Source organism: Corynebacterium sp. HMSC074C05, assembly GCF_001838325.1.
GTDB lineage: Bacteria > Actinomycetota > Actinomycetes > Mycobacteriales > Mycobacteriaceae > Corynebacterium > Corynebacterium amycolatum.
On sequence record NZ_KV836295.1, the window covers coordinates 293,346 to 310,529 of the forward strand.

The 17,184-nt window shown below is 57.8% G+C and carries 14 protein-coding genes and 1 CRISPR repeat array; of the genes, 8 read left to right on the forward strand and 6 right to left on the reverse strand.

Annotated features, from left to right (window positions below):
* Nucleotides 1-12: 12 nt before the first annotated feature.
* Both HMPREF3042_RS09410 and HMPREF3042_RS09415 read right to left on the reverse strand, forming a co-directional pair.
* Entirely contained in the window at nt 13-960 is a 948-nt protein-coding gene (locus HMPREF3042_RS09410; RefSeq protein ID WP_038627187.1) for an alpha/beta hydrolase family protein, read from the reverse strand.
* A gap of 153 nt (nt 961-1,113) precedes the next feature.
* Nucleotides 1,114-2,007: a cation diffusion facilitator family transporter gene (locus tag HMPREF3042_RS09415; protein ID WP_070851583.1), complete on the reverse strand. Its 894-nt coding sequence runs from the start codon at nt 2,005-2,007 to the stop codon at nt 1,114-1,116.
* 43 nt (nt 2,008-2,050) lie between these two features.
* On the opposite strand from HMPREF3042_RS09415, the gene HMPREF3042_RS09420 reads away from it, so the two are divergent.
* The gene (locus HMPREF3042_RS09420) at nt 2,051-4,468 is read left to right on the forward strand and encodes an ATP-dependent RNA helicase (protein WP_070856952.1); all 2,418 of its coding nucleotides are present in this window, start codon (nt 2,051-2,053) and stop codon (nt 4,466-4,468) included.
* Between the two features lie 12 nt (nt 4,469-4,480).
* Here HMPREF3042_RS09420 and HMPREF3042_RS09425 read toward each other — a convergent pair whose 3' ends face one another.
* Nucleotides 4,481-5,647 (reverse strand): glycosyltransferase 87 family protein, encoded by a 1,167-nt coding sequence (locus tag HMPREF3042_RS09425; protein ID WP_246815081.1) that lies wholly within the window; start codon nt 5,645-5,647, stop codon nt 4,481-4,483.
* Between the two features lie 84 nt (nt 5,648-5,731).
* On the opposite strand from HMPREF3042_RS09425, the gene HMPREF3042_RS09430 reads away from it, so the two are divergent.
* Nucleotides 5,732-6,454, forward strand: coding sequence for a YggS family pyridoxal phosphate-dependent enzyme (locus HMPREF3042_RS09430; protein ID WP_070856954.1), 723 nt, complete (start codon nt 5,732-5,734; stop codon nt 6,452-6,454).
* A 30-nt stretch (nt 6,455-6,484) separates the two neighbouring features.
* Nucleotides 6,485-6,871: a Rieske (2Fe-2S) protein gene (locus tag HMPREF3042_RS09435; protein ID WP_016421777.1), complete on the forward strand. Its 387-nt coding sequence runs from the start codon at nt 6,485-6,487 to the stop codon at nt 6,869-6,871.
* Here the strand turns inward: HMPREF3042_RS09435 and HMPREF3042_RS09440 are convergent.
* Both HMPREF3042_RS09440 and HMPREF3042_RS09445 read right to left on the reverse strand, forming a co-directional pair.
* Nucleotides 6,862-8,133, reverse strand: a complete 1,272-nt coding sequence (locus tag HMPREF3042_RS09440) for a Fic family protein (RefSeq protein ID WP_070856956.1) — start codon at nt 8,131-8,133, stop codon at nt 6,862-6,864. The two genes, HMPREF3042_RS09435 and HMPREF3042_RS09440, sit on opposite strands and share 10 nt — an antisense overlap.
* A 151-nt stretch (nt 8,134-8,284) precedes the next feature.
* Entirely contained in the window at nt 8,285-9,493 is a 1,209-nt protein-coding gene (locus HMPREF3042_RS09445; RefSeq protein ID WP_070856958.1) for an MFS transporter, read from the reverse strand.
* Between the two features lie 106 nt (nt 9,494-9,599).
* Between HMPREF3042_RS09445 and HMPREF3042_RS09450 the strand changes: the two genes are divergently transcribed.
* Together HMPREF3042_RS09450 and HMPREF3042_RS09455 are read left to right on the forward strand one after the other, a co-directional pair.
* Nucleotides 9,600-10,817, forward strand: coding sequence for a saccharopine dehydrogenase family protein (locus tag HMPREF3042_RS09450; protein ID WP_070856960.1), 1,218 nt, complete (start codon nt 9,600-9,602; stop codon nt 10,815-10,817).
* Nucleotides 10,814-11,665, forward strand: a complete 852-nt coding sequence (locus HMPREF3042_RS09455; protein ID WP_070856961.1) for an SDR family NAD(P)-dependent oxidoreductase — start codon at nt 10,814-10,816, stop codon at nt 11,663-11,665. Before HMPREF3042_RS09450 ends, HMPREF3042_RS09455 begins: the two co-directional genes overlap by 4 nt.
* A 9-nt stretch (nt 11,666-11,674) precedes the next feature.
* On the opposite strand, the gene HMPREF3042_RS09460 is transcribed toward HMPREF3042_RS09455, so the two are convergent.
* A complete protein-coding gene (locus tag HMPREF3042_RS09460; RefSeq protein ID WP_048731941.1) occupies nt 11,675-12,010 on the reverse strand; it encodes a YciI family protein in 336 nt (111 codons plus the stop codon).
* 325 nt (nt 12,011-12,335) lie between these two features.
* On the opposite strand from HMPREF3042_RS09460, the gene cas9 reads away from it, so the two are divergent.
* The 3 genes from cas9 to cas2 are packed head-to-tail and all read left to right on the forward strand — an operon-like array spanning nt 12,336 to nt 16,851.
* On the forward strand, nt 12,336-15,629 hold the full coding sequence (gene cas9, locus HMPREF3042_RS09465; RefSeq protein WP_070856964.1) for a type II CRISPR RNA-guided endonuclease Cas9: 3,294 nt from the start codon (nt 12,336-12,338) through the stop codon (nt 15,627-15,629).
* Entirely contained in the window at nt 15,626-16,528 is a 903-nt protein-coding gene (cas1, locus tag HMPREF3042_RS10695) for a type II CRISPR-associated endonuclease Cas1 (RefSeq protein ID WP_083327464.1), read from the forward strand. Before cas9 ends, cas1 begins: the two co-directional genes overlap by 4 nt.
* A complete protein-coding gene (gene cas2, locus HMPREF3042_RS09470) occupies nt 16,525-16,851 on the forward strand; it encodes a CRISPR-associated endonuclease Cas2 (protein ID WP_070857047.1) in 327 nt (108 codons plus the stop codon). Before cas1 ends, cas2 begins: the two co-directional genes overlap by 4 nt.
* Before the next feature lie 48 nt (nt 16,852-16,899).
* Nucleotides 16,900-17,183: direct repeats of the CRISPR family, unit length 28 nt; unit sequence GAAGTCTATCAGGGGAAATGAGAACCAA.
* Nucleotide 17,184: the final 1 nt, after the last annotated feature.

The window sequence follows — 17,184 nt, forward strand, 5'->3', positions numbered from 1 at the left end:
GCAACCTCCTACTTAGTCCTTGTTGGTCTGGAACCAGTCCAGCAGCTCGTCCCACTCCTTCTCGTGACCGGAGCGGAAGTAACCACCGTAGCCCACACCCTTGCCGCCAGCCGGCTGAGCCTGGCGCTTTTCAATCTTTTCAGCAGAGCTCATCACATTGGTGATCAGGTCTGCCGAGGACTCCTCAGTCCAGTAATCATCCGGAACGCGGATGGACAGGAACGGCTGCGGAGCCTTGGAGAAGCGATTAGCGAAGTCGAACTCGGAGTCGTCGAAGAAGTAGCCTTCCTTGCGAGCCCAGCGCGCCCACTGACGCATGACACCGTTCGGCGGCTCAACAGCCAGACGCCACGCCGACGCCGGAATGTGGCCAGTGATGAAACCGCTGATCGGGCCGAGAATGTTAAAGATGAAGAATGCGCGGACCTTGCCCGCCACGGACGGCACCTTGGAAATACGCATACCGCGGCAGTTGACCAGCGCTGCTGCGTCATAGGTGCCCTCGGAGCCGGCGTAGGCGATGCCGTGACCACCAACCGCGTGGCCGACAGCGAAGTGCGGCACGTCCGGGTAGGTCTCCTTGGCCCACTCGATCACACCCGGAATATCCTTGGTAATCCAGTCCGACATCCGGATGTCTTCATTGTTCTGGTCAGTCTTCAGAGCGGACTGGCCAATTCCGCGGTAGTCATAGGTGATAACGCCGTAGCCCTTTTCTGCCACGGTCTCAGCGAAACGGTGGTAGAACCCCTGCGGCACACCAGTACCGGAGTGGACGGTGATGATGCCGTTGGGAATGTTCTCTGGGTTCTCCTTCGGGCGGAACATCGTTCCGCGCAGCAGGACACGGTCATTAGCCGGAATAATGATGTCCTGCCGAGGGCACGGCTCCGGCAACTTCGGGCTCTTCGCGGAAAAACGGCTAATTCCAGTGGAAGTGGTTGAGGCTTCGGAGGTCATTTATGCAGTTCCTTCGAGTGGACTTAACAAGTGCATGATTTTGTATACACAATCTTAAAGTGTAAGGCTCATCACTTTCAGCGCTTTCGTGGAATTTGGCTCACTTTGGGTACTGCGCAATCTTTTAGCCTCTACCGAGCTGCCTCACGCGCGTTACAACTGCACATCCCCATAGGCGCGTTCGTCCTCAATTGGCTCCAGATGCGAGGAAATATGCACACCCGGGAAGCGCTCCCGCAGCTCATCCTCCATCGCGGTGAGCACATCGTGCCCGTGCTCCACGCTCCACGCGCCCGGCACCAGCACATGGAACTCAATGAACTGCTGATGCCCCGACACACGAGTGCGAATCTCGTGAACGTCAATGCCCCGACTCCGATTGCGGTGCGAGGCCAAAATCTCGTCCACCGCCACGCGGTCCTCGCCCTCCATGGCCTTGTCCATCAGGCCGTTACCGGAATCGCGCAGCAGCTTGAAACCAGTGACCAGGATGTTTACGGCCACCGCCAGCGCGATAATCGGGTCGAGCCACCACAGGCCAGTAATCCACACCAGAGCCACACCCGCCAGAACACCGGCGGAGGTCCACACATCGGTCATAAGATGCTTGCCGTCGGCGGTCAGCGCCAGGGAGTTATGCTGGCGCCCGGCTCTAAGCAGAATCAGCGCCACCGCACCACTAACCACCGAGGCAATCACGGTCACGATGAGGCCCAGGCCGATCTGCTCAATCGGCTGCGGGTGCACCAAACGCTCGATAGAGACATAAATAATCGCCGCCGCCGCCACGAAGATCATGGCCCCTTCCAGCCCGGCCGAGAAGTACTCTGCCTTGGAATGGCCGAACTCATGGTCGCGGTCCGCGGGCCGCGCGATAACCTTGAGCACAATAATTGCGACAACTGCCGCAACCAGATTGACAATCGACTCCGTCGCGTCGGAAAGCAGGCCCACCGATCCGGTCAGAGTGTAGCCCCAAAACTTCAGCGCGATGGTGACGACCGCCGCCCCCACTGAAAGCCAACCAAAACGAGATAAGTCCTGCATATGCGGGCACTTTACCCGCCTGTCCGGAGTTACTACTAGTTCTATGAGCATCGATTTCCAGTTCAATTTGCAGAACATTTCTGCAGACCTGCCGTTCGCGTCGCAGCTCGTCTCGCTTGCCGACGCCGTGCGCGACCACGACGTAGTAGTCCAGGCCCCACCGGGCACCGGCAAGACCACTTTGGTTCCGCCGGCAGTAGCCAACACCCTGGGCGGCCGCATTGTGGTCACGGCTCCCCGGCGTGTGGCGGTGCGCTCGGCAGCGCGGCGGTTGGCACAGCTGTCGGGCACGAAGCTCGGTGGGGAAGTTGGTTACTCGGTGCGTGGCGACACAAAAGTTTCCCGCGCCACCCGCGTGGAGTTTGTCACTCCCGGTGTGCTGCTGCGTCGACTGCTGCGCGACGGCGACGTGGATGCCAGCGCGGTGCTCATCGACGAGGTGCACGAGCGCGGCTTGGATACCGATTTAGTGCTGGCGATGGTGCGCGACTTGCGGGATATCCGCGATGACCTGCGCCTTGTCGCTATGTCGGCAACGGTGGACGCGCCGAAGTTCGCGACCCTGCTCGGTGGCTCTGCCCCGGCTCCCATCGTGGCTGCGGAGGCGGCAATCCACCCGTTGGACATCCGCTACGCACCCTTTCCGCAACGGCTGGATGCGCGCGGTGTGACCGACGACTTCCTGCAGCACGTGGCAGCGCAGGCCAGGAAACTGGTGGAGGAAGCCGCCGGTGATGTGCTGGTTTTCCTCCCCGGGATCCGCGAGGTGGAACGCTGCGCAGGCTATATCGCCGACGCCTCAGATGCGACAGTGCTAACGCTGCATGGCCAGCAGAGCTCCGAAGAGCAGGACCGCGTGTTCCGTCGACAAGCGGACGGTAGGCGCGTGATTGTGTCCACCGCGATTGCGGAATCATCCGTGACCGTGCCGGGCGTGCGCGCCGTTGTCGACGCCTGCCTCGCGCGCGGACCGCGACTCGACATCGCGCGTGGCTTCTCCGGCCTGGTCACCAGCTCGTGTGCGCAGTCCTCCGCAAACCAGCGCGCGGGCCGTGCGGGACGTGAGGGTCCGGGCATCGTGGTGCGCTGCGTCTCTCAGTCGGAGTTCGCGTCCTTTCCCGCCTGGCCCGCGCCGGAAATCGAGGTCGCCGACCTGACACAGGCACTCCTCGACGCCGCCGCGTGGGGCACGCCGGGGATGCAGGGACTCAAGCTTCTCGACGCCCCACCACCCCGCCACACGGAGGCTGCAAACCGCATTCTCGCTGGCCTGGGTGCTGTTGATGAGGTCGGTGATATCACGGAGCTCGGCCGCACCCTGGCTACCCTGCCAGTGCATCCGCGCATGGGACGCGCACTACTGACCGCCACGGCAATGATGCCGCAGCACGCCGACGCGGTCGCACGTGCGGTGGAGAAACTCACCGATGCCCGCGGCTTGGCCAAGCAGGTGCGCCGCATTGAGCTGGATACTGAAGCCCCCGCCAACCTGCTACCCTCGGACATCCCCGCGCTGGTCACGGCCCTGGCCTGGCCGGATTTCATCGGGCGACGGCGCAGTGCGAACTCCGACGAATACCTCTTCACCGGCGGCACCGCAGCGGAACTTGCCCGCGGTTCTGACTTACACGGCCACGAGTGGATCGCGGCCGCCAACATCTCGCGGCTCTCCCACGGCCGCGCGCTAATCCGCGACGGCGAGGCGATCGACCTAGAAATTGCCATGCTCGCCGCCGGCCACCTCGCCCACACGGAAACCACGGCGCACGTCGAACAGGGCCGCGTTCGCGCCCGCGAGCGCGACCTGCTCGGCGCCATCGAACTGTCCTCCCGCCAGGTCTCCCCGACGCCCGAGCAGTGCATTGCCGCCAACTCCACCTGGCTTGCCGACACGCTTGCCGACGCCGCCCCCAACCTCGACCGCGACACCGAACAGCTCCGCCGCCGCATGGCCTTTCTCCACACTCATCGCGGTGCCCCATGGCCGGATGTCTCCCCCGCAGGGCTTGCGGCCCAGGCCGAGCTCCTCTTCGCTGGCGAGCTGGACCGCCCGACCCCTCCGACTTTGGATGCCGAGCACCTCCGCCGCCTGCTGCCCTGGCCGGAGGCTACGGACTTCGACCGGTTGGTGCCCGAACGCCTGGAGGTCCCATCCGGTTCTAAGATTCGCCTGGAGTACCCGGAGGACCCCACCGACGAAGAGGCGCAGATTGTCCTGGCTGTGAAGTTGCAGGAGTGCTTTGGCCTGGCGGAGACCCCGCAGGTATTGGAAAAGCCGGTGACAATGCACTTACTGTCACCGGCTCAGCGACCACTCGCGGTCACTGGAGACTTGGAAAGTTTCTGGAATGGCGCCTACGCACAGGTTCGCTCCGAGATGCGGGGCCGTTACCCCAAGCACCCGTGGCCGGAGAACCCGTGGGAGGAGCAGGCTACTGCGAGAACGAAGCGCCGTCGTTAAGCAGGCTCGTCGTTAAGCAACTGCCTGCGCCCGCACGCGACTGGGTTTGTACCAGAGGTAGATTGCGTAGCCCAGGCAGGTGAAGAAGAGCACGCCGCCCATGATTCCCTGCATGTTGCCGTAGAACCACTGCCCCACGCCCGCGGCGTGACCGAAGTCGTTGCCCACGAAGACCTTGTACGGCGCCCACCAGTGGGCGATCATGAACAAGGTGCCGACAACGATGTTCCCGATCTCGCGGACGAAGAGCACCAGCGGCACGAAGACCATGACAATTGACCAGTGGTGGCTGACCGCGTACGGCCCGGCGAAGCTGACCGCCAGCGCGACGAAACCGAGGGCCGCGACCTCATAACCATTGCGGTGGTAGATCCACGCCACGAAAGCGGCGGCGATGGCACCAAAGAGGAAGAAACCGTAGATGCCAATATCGAGCGCAGTGCCCTCCACCCCGGCGCGGGCGAGCAGACCACTGAACGCCTGGTTGGCCTCGTAAGCCGGGGCGCCACCGCGGTTGCCGGCGAAGAACTCATCGGTCCAGAAGTAAATCGACTCTTTAAAGCGCACGGCGAAACCAATGGCGACGGTCACCAGGAACCAGCAGAAGCTCTTGGCCACGGCCGCAAAGTCACGGCGCATGAGGAACACCAGCGCATATGCCGCAGGGGTGATCTTGATACCCGCCGCGATACCCACGCCCAATCCACGCAGCTTCTTGGGCAAAAAGCCCAACACATCGGAGACCACCAGCAGCGCGAGGAAGACGTTGATCTGCCCGAAGAGCACGTTGGCGCGCAGCGGGTCAAGCAGCATCACCACCCCGAGCAGACAGGTAGCCATCAGCTTCGGACGCTCAGAGCCGAGACGAGTGAAGACCATCCACAGCATCGCCCACACCGCCGCCAGCGTGGCGAACGTCCAGATGATTTGCAGGGTGACCGGCCCCGCCCAGGTCAGCGGGTAAAACAGCAGCGCTGCAAACGGTGGGTAGATGAAGCGGAAACCCGATCTGGTGGGAAACTCTGGTGAGTAGAGATCCTGGTCTCGTCGTAGCGCCCAGCCGGCGTCTTGGAAGACCTCGAGGTCCATCATGTAGGCAGTTGCCGCAAGATAGATGAAGTCGATGACAACGACCAGCGACACCAGCCCAAATACAATTGCCAAGATCCGTCTCTGCATGACGGAAAGCGTCGAGAGTCTGTCCATGAGCATGATTCGACACTACCGCACTGTTCTTCCTACTCAGGCCTTAGAGTGGGAGGTATGTTCGTGGAAAACTATCGCAAGGTTCGCTCCGAGATCGACGACGCTTGCCGACGAGCCGGGCGCCAGCCCTCCGAGGTTCGTCTGCTGCCCGTCAGCAAGACTGTGCCTGTCGACGCTCTGGTGGAATCCTGGCCGGAGCTCGCAGCAGCCGGGTGCGCTGGCCTGGCGGAAAACCGCGTCCAGGAAGCGGTGGCCAAGGCGGAGGCATTCCGGGATGCCTTCGGCGACAAGGCACCACACATGGCCATCATTGGTCCGCTGCAGACGAATAAGGCCGGCCACTTGGTCAGCTGTGCCGATGAGTTTCAGGCGCTGGATCGCCCGAAGGTGGCCGGGGCGCTGCAGCGCCGCTTGGCTGATGCCGAGCGCACGCTTGATGTGCTAATTCAGGTCAATGCCTCCCGCGAGCCGCAGAAGTCAGGTCTGGCGCCGAGCCACGCAGCGGAGTTTGTCCGCATGTTCGGCCCCGATGGCGATTACCCGAACCTGCGTCTGCGCGGGTTTATGACCATCGCCGCCCAGAATGATCCGAATGTGCGTGAGACCTTCGCGGAGCTGCGCCAGCTGCGCGACAGTCTGCTCGGGGATTTGCCAGAAGGTGTCAGCCTCGACGAACTGTCAATGGGTATGTCCGGCGACTACCGCGAAGCCATTGCCGAGGGAGCGACCACCGTGCGTGTGGGACGCGCTATCTTCGGTGAACGCTCGTATAAGAAATAAAGGTAATCAAATGAAGGTAATCTCAGTGCCATGAGTTCTGATGTCTCCCCGTGCTCCCGTCGTCGTTTCCTCCTGGGAACTGCCGCCACTGCAGCTGGCGCACTCGTAGCCGCCTGTGCACCAAAGTCTGCGGTGGAGAAGGTTGACGCTGCCGACATTCCGGTTGGCGGCGGTGTGGTTATCGGCAATTACGTCGTCACGCAGCCGGAGGAGGGCAAGTTCGCCGCTTTCTCCAGTTCGTGCCCGCACCAGAATGGTCGCATCACTGAGGTCAGCAATGGTGTGATGATTTGCCCGAACCACAACTCCCACTTTGATATTGCTACTGGTCAGGTTGTTTCTGGCCCCTCGCGTAAGCCCGCTGGCCAGGCTCCGCTGTCAGCCGATGGCACTGAGCTGATTGTGGGTCAGAAGTAGGTTCTGGAAGCAGATTCATGGTCGGCGGGTTCAAGGCCTAAGAGATCTACTCCCGCCGGTGCCAGCTGGAATCGCAGCGGGCGGCGGCTCGTGGGCATTGCCAATCCTGCCGCCTCTAACTCGGCGAGATACTTTCGCGCTGTCCGCTTTTCCTTGCCGACGGTGTCAGCGACGTGTTCGAGCTTGATTCCATATTCGGGCCCGAACAACCGACCCTGTGCCAGGACGTATAGCGTGCCAATCTCGTTTCCTGTAAGCGACACAGGCAGCACCCGCTCGGGCGAGTTAGATAGCTCAGCTATCCGCTGTTCAAGCCTTTCGCACTGGTAAGACTTCATCTGCAGCTCTTCCAGCAAATACTGCTGTGCATTCAGAATGACATCAGCCATCGCCTCGACGAAGAAAGTGACTTCTCCCCGGTTCATTGGGTCTTCCGTAGTGGTAAAAGCCTTGTAATACTCTGCTTTATCCTCAGCGAGTTGGCGGGAAATAGTCAGCGCTGTGGCGGTCGAGAGTGCCTCCCGCAAAGCCACGGACAGTAGAAAACGTCCCATCCGGCCGTTGCCGTCATAAAACGGGTGAACGAATTCGAACATGAAATGGCTTGCCAAGATTCGAATCAGCCGATTGTCCTCTGCGGAATTCACCGTTGCCAGGAACTCATTGAGGAGTTGGTGAATGGCAGCTTCGCTTTCAACACCTCGATGAACCTGTTGTTGCCCATCGGTAATCGTGACCGTTGCTGCCCTGAAGAGTTCACCGTCTAACTCATCTTCGGCGGCAATTTCATCGCCGAGAAGTTTATCGTACTGCTGACGGATTTCTGTGAGCGTTGTCGGAAACTCAATCCGCTCATCGTTGGCCAACCGGAAATAGAGCTGACTGAATTCATGGAAGCGCTTGTGCTGGGCTCCGGAAGTGTTGTCCAACGCCTCCGCGACTTCTCGCCGTGTGGAGTGGATCCCCTCAATTTCATTGGTGGCTACCACCTCGGCCAGGAGCAGATTGAAAAGATAGTGAGTCCGCGCTGCACCCGGCAGGCGATTCCACAACTGTGAGATCTGTAGCTCTAGAGACAGAATCTTTTCAATCTTGGCCGCGAGATCGCTTGTAATGCAGCAAAAGAGCGGCCACTGCCCCAGCGGAAAGTGCCACTGAATCGTCGACGGGGAGTCTTTGCGTGACTGGTATTCGCCTTCCACTGTCTGTTCCGCATCATGTGCGGGCATGTGGAAGATCCTCTTAAGCGGATAGTGCTTCACGGCGAGCTCTCTTCTTTCCCCGGTGTTCTTTACATGATGCTTTTTACATATAGTGCCCTAAAAACTAACCCTTAATGTAAAAAATCACTGTTTTTTACATTAAGGGTTCTTTACGCGGTGCCTAAATGCGCCTTGCTGCCGGTTTCGCCACCTATCGCCGCGGCTTCAGCCCCGCCACAGCACACGCGCCCGCGACGAAGGACAGCGCCACCAGCCACGGAATCAGCCCTGCCCACTCAAAGCGGCTGAACACCATGCCGGAGACCCAACCGACAATGGACGAACCCGCGTAGTAGCTGAACAGGTACATCGATGACGCCTCGGCGCGGTCGCGCTGAGCCACCAGCCCCACGCCGGACGAGGACAGTGAGTGCGCCACGAAGAACGATGCCGTGAATACAAGTACGCCCACAATCAGTGCGGGCAGCCACGGCAGCAGCGCCAGCCCCAGGCCCACGCACGCGGCCAGAGTCGCAATGGCAATGAGGCGACGGCGGCTCACCGTCTTCGCCCACACGCCCGCGCGTGCCGACGACCACGTGCCCGACAGGTAGAGAATAAATACGAACCCTGCCAGTGCCGGGGAGAGTCCGAACTTATCGCCCAGTCGGAAGCCCAGGTAGTTGTACAGAGAGACAAACGACCCCATAAACAGGAACGCCAGGGCGCACAGCGCGAGAATGCGCGGGTCGCGCAAGTGCCGCGCTATGGCCTGCCCCTCCCCGGCAAACGACAGCTGCTTCGGCTGGAACCTACGCTGTTGCGGCAGGAAGTACCAGGTCAGAATGGCGAAAACAAACGCCACCGTCGCCGAGACCGCAATCGCCACCCGCCAGGAGGCGAACTCCAACACAATGGACGGAATAATACGGCCGAGCAGACCACCGACCGTCGTGCCCGAGATATACAGCCCCATCACGCGACTGACATGGTCGGCGTGGACTTCCTCACTGACATAGGCCATAGCCACGGCGGGAACACCGGCAATGACAATGCCCTGCAGCAGGCGCAGAGCAATCATCGAACCGATGCCCGGCGCGATAGACACCACGAGCCCCAGCAACGTTGCCACAAATGCGCTGATGACGATCACGCGTCTGCGTCCAAAGCGTTCCGACAAAATGGACACCGGGATAATCGCGCAGGCCAAGCCACCGGTGGTAGCAGATACCGTCAGCGCGGCGGTGGCGGGGTCAACCGATAGCTCGTCGGAAAGCGTGGGCAGCAGCGCCTGCGTTGCGTAGAGCGCTTGGAACGATGCCAGGCCGGCGAAAAGCACGGCGACGAGCGCGCGGCGGAATCCAGGATCTTCTGGCCGTAGTCCTTCGATCTGTTCGGGGTTTTCGTTAGCGCTAGTCACTTGTCCTACGTTAGCCCTCCCTCCAAACCCCTCGCTGAATACCCGGATCTGAAAAACCTTTTTAATTCGCGCGCGGTATCGCGTTCGTTTTATTAGTTTCGTAGGCATGACTACTTCTCCTGCACAGCCGCAAAGTCGCAACCACGACCGCGAGTACGACATCGTCGTCTACGGTGCCACGGGTTTCGTGGGCCGCTTGATTGTGGACTATCTGGCTAAACACGCCGGTCAGACGAAGGTGGCGCTCGCGGGCAGGAACGCCCAGAAGCTTGCCGACGTCGCGGAGAATGCAGGCGTATCGGACTGGCCGGTCATTGTTGCGGATGCCGCCGACCAACAGGCGGTGGCTCAGCTTGCAGCCAGCACGAAGGTGGTGTTGACCGTTGTGGGGCCGTACGCGAAGTACGGTCGCACCCTGGTGGCCGAGTGTGCCAAGGCCGGTACTCACTACGTCGACCTGTGTGGCGAGGTGCTGTTCGTCCACGACTCCATCGCGAACAATCACGAGGTAGCGCAGCAGACCGGGGCGAAGATTGTCCACTCCTGTGGCTTCGACTCGATTCCCTCCGATGTCGCTGTCCGTGAGCTCCACGAGGCGGCCCACACCAAGCTCGGTGAGACAACCCTGCTGTTCAAGCATGTCAAGGGTGGTGTCTCCGGCGGCACTATCGATTCGGTCCGCGTTCAGATTGAACAGGCCAAGAAGAATCCCATGCTGCGTCGCATCATCGCCGATCAGTACGCGCTGGCTGAGCCGGGACCCGACCAGGGTAAGTTCGGCGTCGACCTGCGTCCGGCGCGCTTCCGCCGCCACTGGCGAGCCCCCTTCTTCATGTCGCCTTTCAACACCCGCATTGTTCAGCGCTCGGCGATGCTGGCGGATTACGGTGATTCCTTCCGTTACCGCGAGCTACTCAATGTCGGCCGCGGTCCGAAGGCTTTCGTGCGCGCAAATATTTTCGCGGCTGTCTGCAGGTTGGCGCTGGCGGCGATGGCATTTGGGCCGACGGCCAAGCTCATTGATAAAAAACTACCAAAGCCGGGCGAGGGCCCGAGCGCTGAAGCACAGGCCGAAGGCCGCTTCACCATCGAGGCCTACACCGTCGATACCTCCGGCATTCACTGGCGTTCCAAGGTGTCCCTTGAGGAAGACCCAGGGTACGCAGGCACCGCGATTATGATTTCCAGCGCCGCCCTCGCGCTCGTCCACGACGATCTGCCGGACACCACCGGCGTGCTCACTCCTACTGTCGCGCTTGGCGACGCCCTGTCCCGCCGTCTCCGCGCTGGCGGCATGACCATTGAGGCGGTGCAGGCTCGATGATTGGTGGCCTGACCGGTGCTTTTGCGAATCTCACCCGCGGACTGAAGCTGCCGACTGTAGGTGCTGGCCGCGCGTTAGTGACCGGCGCTTCCTCCGGCATCGGCTGGGCATGCGCGGAGGCACTGGTCAAGGCCGGTTTCGAGGTCGGTGGCACGTCCCGCAGAGGCGCCGATGCGCCGCACCCCGAGGGCGTGCAGATGGTGGCGCTCGACATGTCCAGCGCTGACGATATCGCCGCTGTGGTCGCTCACGGGCCTTACGACGTCGTCGTTGCCAATGCCGGCGAGAGTCAGTCGGGCGCTTTCGAGGAGCTACCCCGCGAGGCACTTGAGCGTCTCTTCCAAGTCAATGTTCTAGGACAGGTGGAGCTGTTACAGCAGCTGCTGCCCGGCATGCGCGAGGCTGGTCGTGGCCGAATTGTGCTGGTGGGCTCGATGCTCGGCGGGTTGCCGCTGTCCTACCGTTCTTCCTACGTGGCGACGAAGGCCGCTATCCGCGGCTTTGGGCTTTCGTTGCGGGGTGAAGTCGCGCAGTTCGGTATTGGGGTTACGGTTGTCGAGCCGGGCGCCATCAACACGGGGATTTCCTCACGTCGGACGACGTATGGCGATGAGGGTTCTGTTTACGCTGCCGATGTCCACCGCATGCTGACAAAGTTGAACGCCAATGAGGAACGTGGCATTCCCGCTTCTGAGATTGCTGAGGTGGTTATGCGCGAGGTGGCCGCCGAACGCCCCTTGGCCCTGGTGGCGCGGGGGTCGTCGGCAAGCGTGGCGGGGCCCTTCATGCGGCGGATCCCGACGCAAGCGATGTTGACCATCATGCGCCGAGTGCACGGACTGCGGTGAGTAAGTGTGCTATTCGGCGATAGCGCGCACTTCGACGGCCTGCGCACACGCCTCTGAGGCTTCGTGGGCCAGGTTGATGGCCTCGTGTTCATCTGCAACTTCGACGATCCAAAAAGCCGACGGGAACGTCATCGCGTTGTAGTACGGCAAATCGCTGTGCGAACCATCCGGCAGCACCGTCATGGCATCCTCTGGTGGAACCAGCCCGCCGGACATAACCCAGTGACCTTCGTCCTGCAGCTTCTGATTGAAGCGTCCAATCCGTTCAAAGGCAGCGTGCATTTCCTCGTCAGAGTCATACGCGTTGATATCTCTGCGGCCATGGACCGTGAAAAAGTACTGCACACCAAGCTCCTGAGTTTCGTTTTGCTAAGTGTAACAGATTCGGCGTGGTTGAAAATGGGCATCACCAAAGATGTGCGACTTAACAGGGGTAACCCCCAAAAAACCTAACCCAAGTACTTTGTTACCCTTAAGCAACTCAGGTTAATGCTGTTCGTTGCAACGAGACTCGGTCTCCCCCATCGACATCATAATCTTTCAAACCCATGTTCCTCCGGGCTCTGTGATAGACTCTCGACTGAGAACCAATCCTCAGTAAGGACCGACCCGTTAGCGGTTCCGATTGCTCCTTAGGGCCCTTCGGGGCCCTAATTTTTTGGAGTTTTACATGCGCTACGTGGTTGGTATCGATGTTGGTTTGTTCTCTGTCGGGTTTGCGGCACTAGAGATTGATGACGCGGGAAATCCAATCAGGATTCTAAATTCCATGTCCCATATTCACGACTCGGGGCTGGATCCGAACAATCAGAAGACTGCCCAAACGCGTAAAGCAGTGTCTGGTGTGGCGCGACGTACACGCCGCCTGTATGCCACTCGCAAAAAACGTCTGGCGACGTTGGACTCTTTTCTCACGAATAATGGCTTCCCAATTGTGAACCTTGAAAATGAGGCTGACAAAATCGCTTGGGAAGCCCGAACAAAACTCGCCAATCAAAAGATTGATGATGAAGGCGAAAAGTACAAGCTTTTCTCAATCGCCATCCGTCATATCGCTCGTCACCGTGGCTGGAGAAATCCGTATGTTCCGGCTGAACGGCTTAATGCTCTGCGCAGCCCATCTGATGGGTTCCGGGCATTGGAGAGTAAAGCACGAGAAATAGCTAAGGGACCGATTCCTTCTAATCCGACTCTGGCCCAACTGGTTACTGCACTGCCAAATGGTGCGACGCAACTGCGTGGCGAAGGCGGCTTCCTATCAGAGCGCCTGAACCAACAGGATTTTGCTAATGAGATTTTGAAAATTGGCTCCACCCAAGAGTTCACTTCCGAATTCATGGCGAAAGTGGTTTCCCAAGTTTTTTACGCGAAAAGCCCGAAGGGATCAGCTGAAAAATTTGTCGGCAAAGATGAGCTCGACCCATCGCAGCCACGCGCATGGCGCGCCACACTTGCTTTTAATGAATACCGAACCATCAGTCTTTTAGCGAACGTCCGAATTGCTGACTCCGCCTCTCCCACAAAAGCTCAACGCGCTCTAACCGTAGAGGAACGCAAGAAGGTCTTTGGCTTCCTCAATACTTGGAATAAACGGACTTCCCCAACCTGGACTGATGTCGCTGAAGTACTTGGCATTGATCGCGGCTGCCTAAAAGGCACTGCTACCTCGAATGACGATGGTGAGCGAGTATCAGCAGCTCCCCCTATTAACCACACTCATCAAATCATGTGGAACTGCCAAGTGAAGTCTCTGCGAGAGTTTTGGCGCAAAGGCAGCGATGCGATGCGCAGCGCACTAATCCACGAGCTGTCCAATGTAGAGACAACGTCCGAAGAATCTCCTGAGGCGATTGCTGCAGCGACAGCGATACGCTCACTTTCTCCAGAGGAGATGGAAAAACTTGAATCAATCAAACTTCCTCATGGGCGCTCTGCGTACTCAGTGCGGACTTTGGAAAAACTCTCTCACTACTTACTGAATAACGAAGCTGACTTACATGCAGCGCGTCAGGCGCTTTTTGACATCTCTGATAGCTGGCACCCTGCCGCTCCTCCAGTTGCTGAACCAACAGGAAACCCATCTGTAGACAGAACACTCAGTGCAATTAACCGCTGGCTACTGCTTGCAGAGAAGCGTTGGGGCATACCTGTATCAATTAACATTGAGACTGCTCGACATGGATTTAAGTCCGAAAATGTCGCACGAGAAATCGACCGTGGTATCGAACGCCGTGCAAAACGTAACCGTGCAGTCCAAGAAAACATCGCCAAGGTACTGGGCATTGAGGGCAAGGTACGCCGTGGCGACCAACTTCGATACCAGGCAATCCAGCGTCAAAATGGACAGTGTGCTTACTGTGGTGCGCCAATCACTTTCAAGAATGCGGAGATGGATCATGTCGTTCCCCGTGCCGGCGCAGGTTCAACTAACTCACGGAATAACCTGCTAGCTGCATGCCATAAGTGCAATCTCAGTAAAGGAAAGTTACCTTTTGCAGTTTGGGCAAGCAAAGAACTATCTGGCCCAAATGTGAGCCTCCAAGGTGCTATTGACCGAGTGAATCAGTGGCCAACCGATAGCGGTCTTACTACTAGGGAAATGAAGGATTTCCAAGGATCCGTAATCAAGAATTTGAAGCGGACTTCGGAAGACGAGAAAATTGATGCCCGCAGTATCGAATCGGTTGCATGGATGGCCGTCGAACTCAGGCATCGTCTAATTGGCTACTTCGAGCAAATGGACTTTGCACCTAAAATCCGTGTCTTTAGCGGTGCCGTGACTGCATCTGCTCGCAAAGCATCTGGCATCGAAAAGCGCATAAAAATGCTGGGCGGAAGTCACGGTAAGAATCGTTTAGACCGGCGTCACCATGCGTTGGACGCGACAGTAATTTCGCTGATGTCGTACACCGTGGCACAGACATTGCTGGAACGTGACAACTTGCGTTGGGAAGAGTCTATTACTCGTACCCCTGATTCCGACTATGGAACTTGGAAAGAGTACAAGGGGCGGAACCAACAGAACAGGTACCTGTTTGAACAATGGACTCATCGAATGCGTTTGACCGTACCTCTACTCCAGGATGCTCTGGATGATAACCGCATTTCAGTTACCGAAAATCTCCGCCTACGCCTTGGGAATAGTCAGGCGCACGAGGCTGGCATTGGAAAACTTATTTCTGCGCGGGTTGGAGACTCTCTATCCACTGAATTAATTGATAGAGCATCGACACCTGCACTCTGGTGTGCCCTTACACGTTCAGAGGACTTTGACTGGAAAGACGGATTACCGGAAAACCCGACGAGGGAGATCAGAGTCAATGGAAAACACTTAACAGCCGAGGATGAAATCACTTTCTTCGGTGTTAAAGCTGGTGCAATTGCTATTCGTGGTGGCTATGCAGAACTCGGCGCCTCTTTCCACCATGCGCGTTTGTATCGTATTACGAACGGAAAGCAGCAAGCGTACTGCATGCAGCGCGTATACACTGTGGATCTTGCCCGTCACCAGGGTGAAGATCTATTTTCAGTCGAACTACCGCCTCAATCCATTTCTGTACGCCAGTGCGAACCAAAACTTCGTAAGGCATTGAGAGAGGGGACAGCCGAATACATCACCTGGTTTGTCGTCGGCGATGAGCTTCACGTGAACTCTAGTAAAGTTGCTACGGGTCAAGCCGCCACTTTCCTCGCGGAATATGGGGACATACGGTCATGGCGAATTAGGGGATTTGACTCAAATGCAAAGCTAAAGCTAAAGCCAACATTGTTTTCTGCCGAAGGACTTCCTCCAAATATTTCAGCAGATTGCAAAAAAGTCATTGACCGTCCTGGCTGGCGGCCAGCAGTCAACAAATTGTTTGGTCTCGGCTCCGTAACCATTGTCCGTCGGGACGCGCATGGTCGACCGCGATTCGAAAGTACGGGTCATCTCCCCACTTGCGTTCAAGTGGAGTCACTATGACATGGCGTGTACTCGACTTCACATCATTCAATGGCCGACTTAGTTACACCCGCGGGCACATCAAAGCTGAGTACCATGATGGACATTGTAAGACTGTTAGCCTCGCCGAGACTGCGGTGATTACAATTGCCAACAATGTAGATATTTCGTCTGGACTGCTTGGTGTACTGGGCGAGAAGAGCATTCCAGTCATCATCACTGATTGGCGAAAGATTCCTATCGCAACATCCACCGGGTGGTCGACACATACCCGTGTCGGGGCACGTCAAATTGCACAGGCCAGTCTAAGCCTCCCTAGACGTAAACAGGCATGGGCCAGTCTCGTGCGCGCGAAGGTTCACAGTCAAGCACAAACGCTTCAGGCGCTCGGCTTTCCCGCAGCCTCGAATGACTTGCACAAGCTTGCTTTAGAAGTAAGGTCAGGCGATCCGGCGAATGTCGAGGCACAGGCAGCTCGTTACTATTGGAGTCACTTCTACGATGAATCTTTTCATAGAAATCAAGATGGGATTGATTTCGTTAACATCGCACTCAATTATGGGTACACCATCCTAAGAGGTCACTGCATTCGAGCTGTCACAGAAGCCGGACTCTGGCCTGCCTTAGGTGTTTTTCATCATTCAAGATCAAATGGTTTTAATCTAGCTGATGATTTGATTGAACCATTTAGGCCAGTAATCGACTACTCCGTCGCACAACTACCTCCTGACTCCGAGATTGAAAATCCCGCCGTCCGAACAGCACTGGTTTCAGCCTCTGCTGCTCAGTTCCATAAAGATGGACGAAGCGTAACCACAATGTTAAGCGCAACAGCCCAACAGTTCGGACGGTACGCAGAGGGAGAAATCAAGCAGTTCCGTGCGGAGTCATGGTCTGGCCCCTTCCGGGAATCATCATGACGCGCGAGGACAAACGCATGTGGTGCATCGTCATGTTTGATCTTCCAGTTAAGACGGAAATTGAACGAAAAGAAGCTACAAAGTTTCGGAATTTCCTCCTAGACAACGGTTTTAGTCGAGTTCAATACAGCGTGTACGTGCAATACCTTCCATTAGGCGCACAACTAGCCAAAATTGCCAGGGACATCAAGCAAAGGTTACCCAACGCAGGCGAAGTTCGAATCGTTCCGTTGACAGACAAACAATGGTCAAATGCGTTCCGTTTTTGTAAGGGAACGCCCCAAAAGATGGAGGAAACACCACAACAGCTTGAAATTTTTTAGAAAAAATCCCCTGATAGACCTGTTCAAAAGGTATTTTTCTGCCTCTCGGAAGTCTATCAGGGGAAATGAGAACCAATCCCCAGCGACGATTGTGCTTGGGTTCGATGGTTCCGAAGTCTATCAGGGGAAATGAGAACCAATCCCCAGCTTAACTGAGGACGAGGCCAGCGCGCTAAGAAGTCTATCAGGGGAAATGAGAACCAATCCCCAGCCAGATTACGCGCGCGTGGTGGCGGATGTGAAGTCTATCAGGGGAAATGAGAACCAATCCCCAGCCTCAATCACGGTTACCGGCGTCGTGGATGAAGTCTATCAGGGGAAATGAGAACCAAT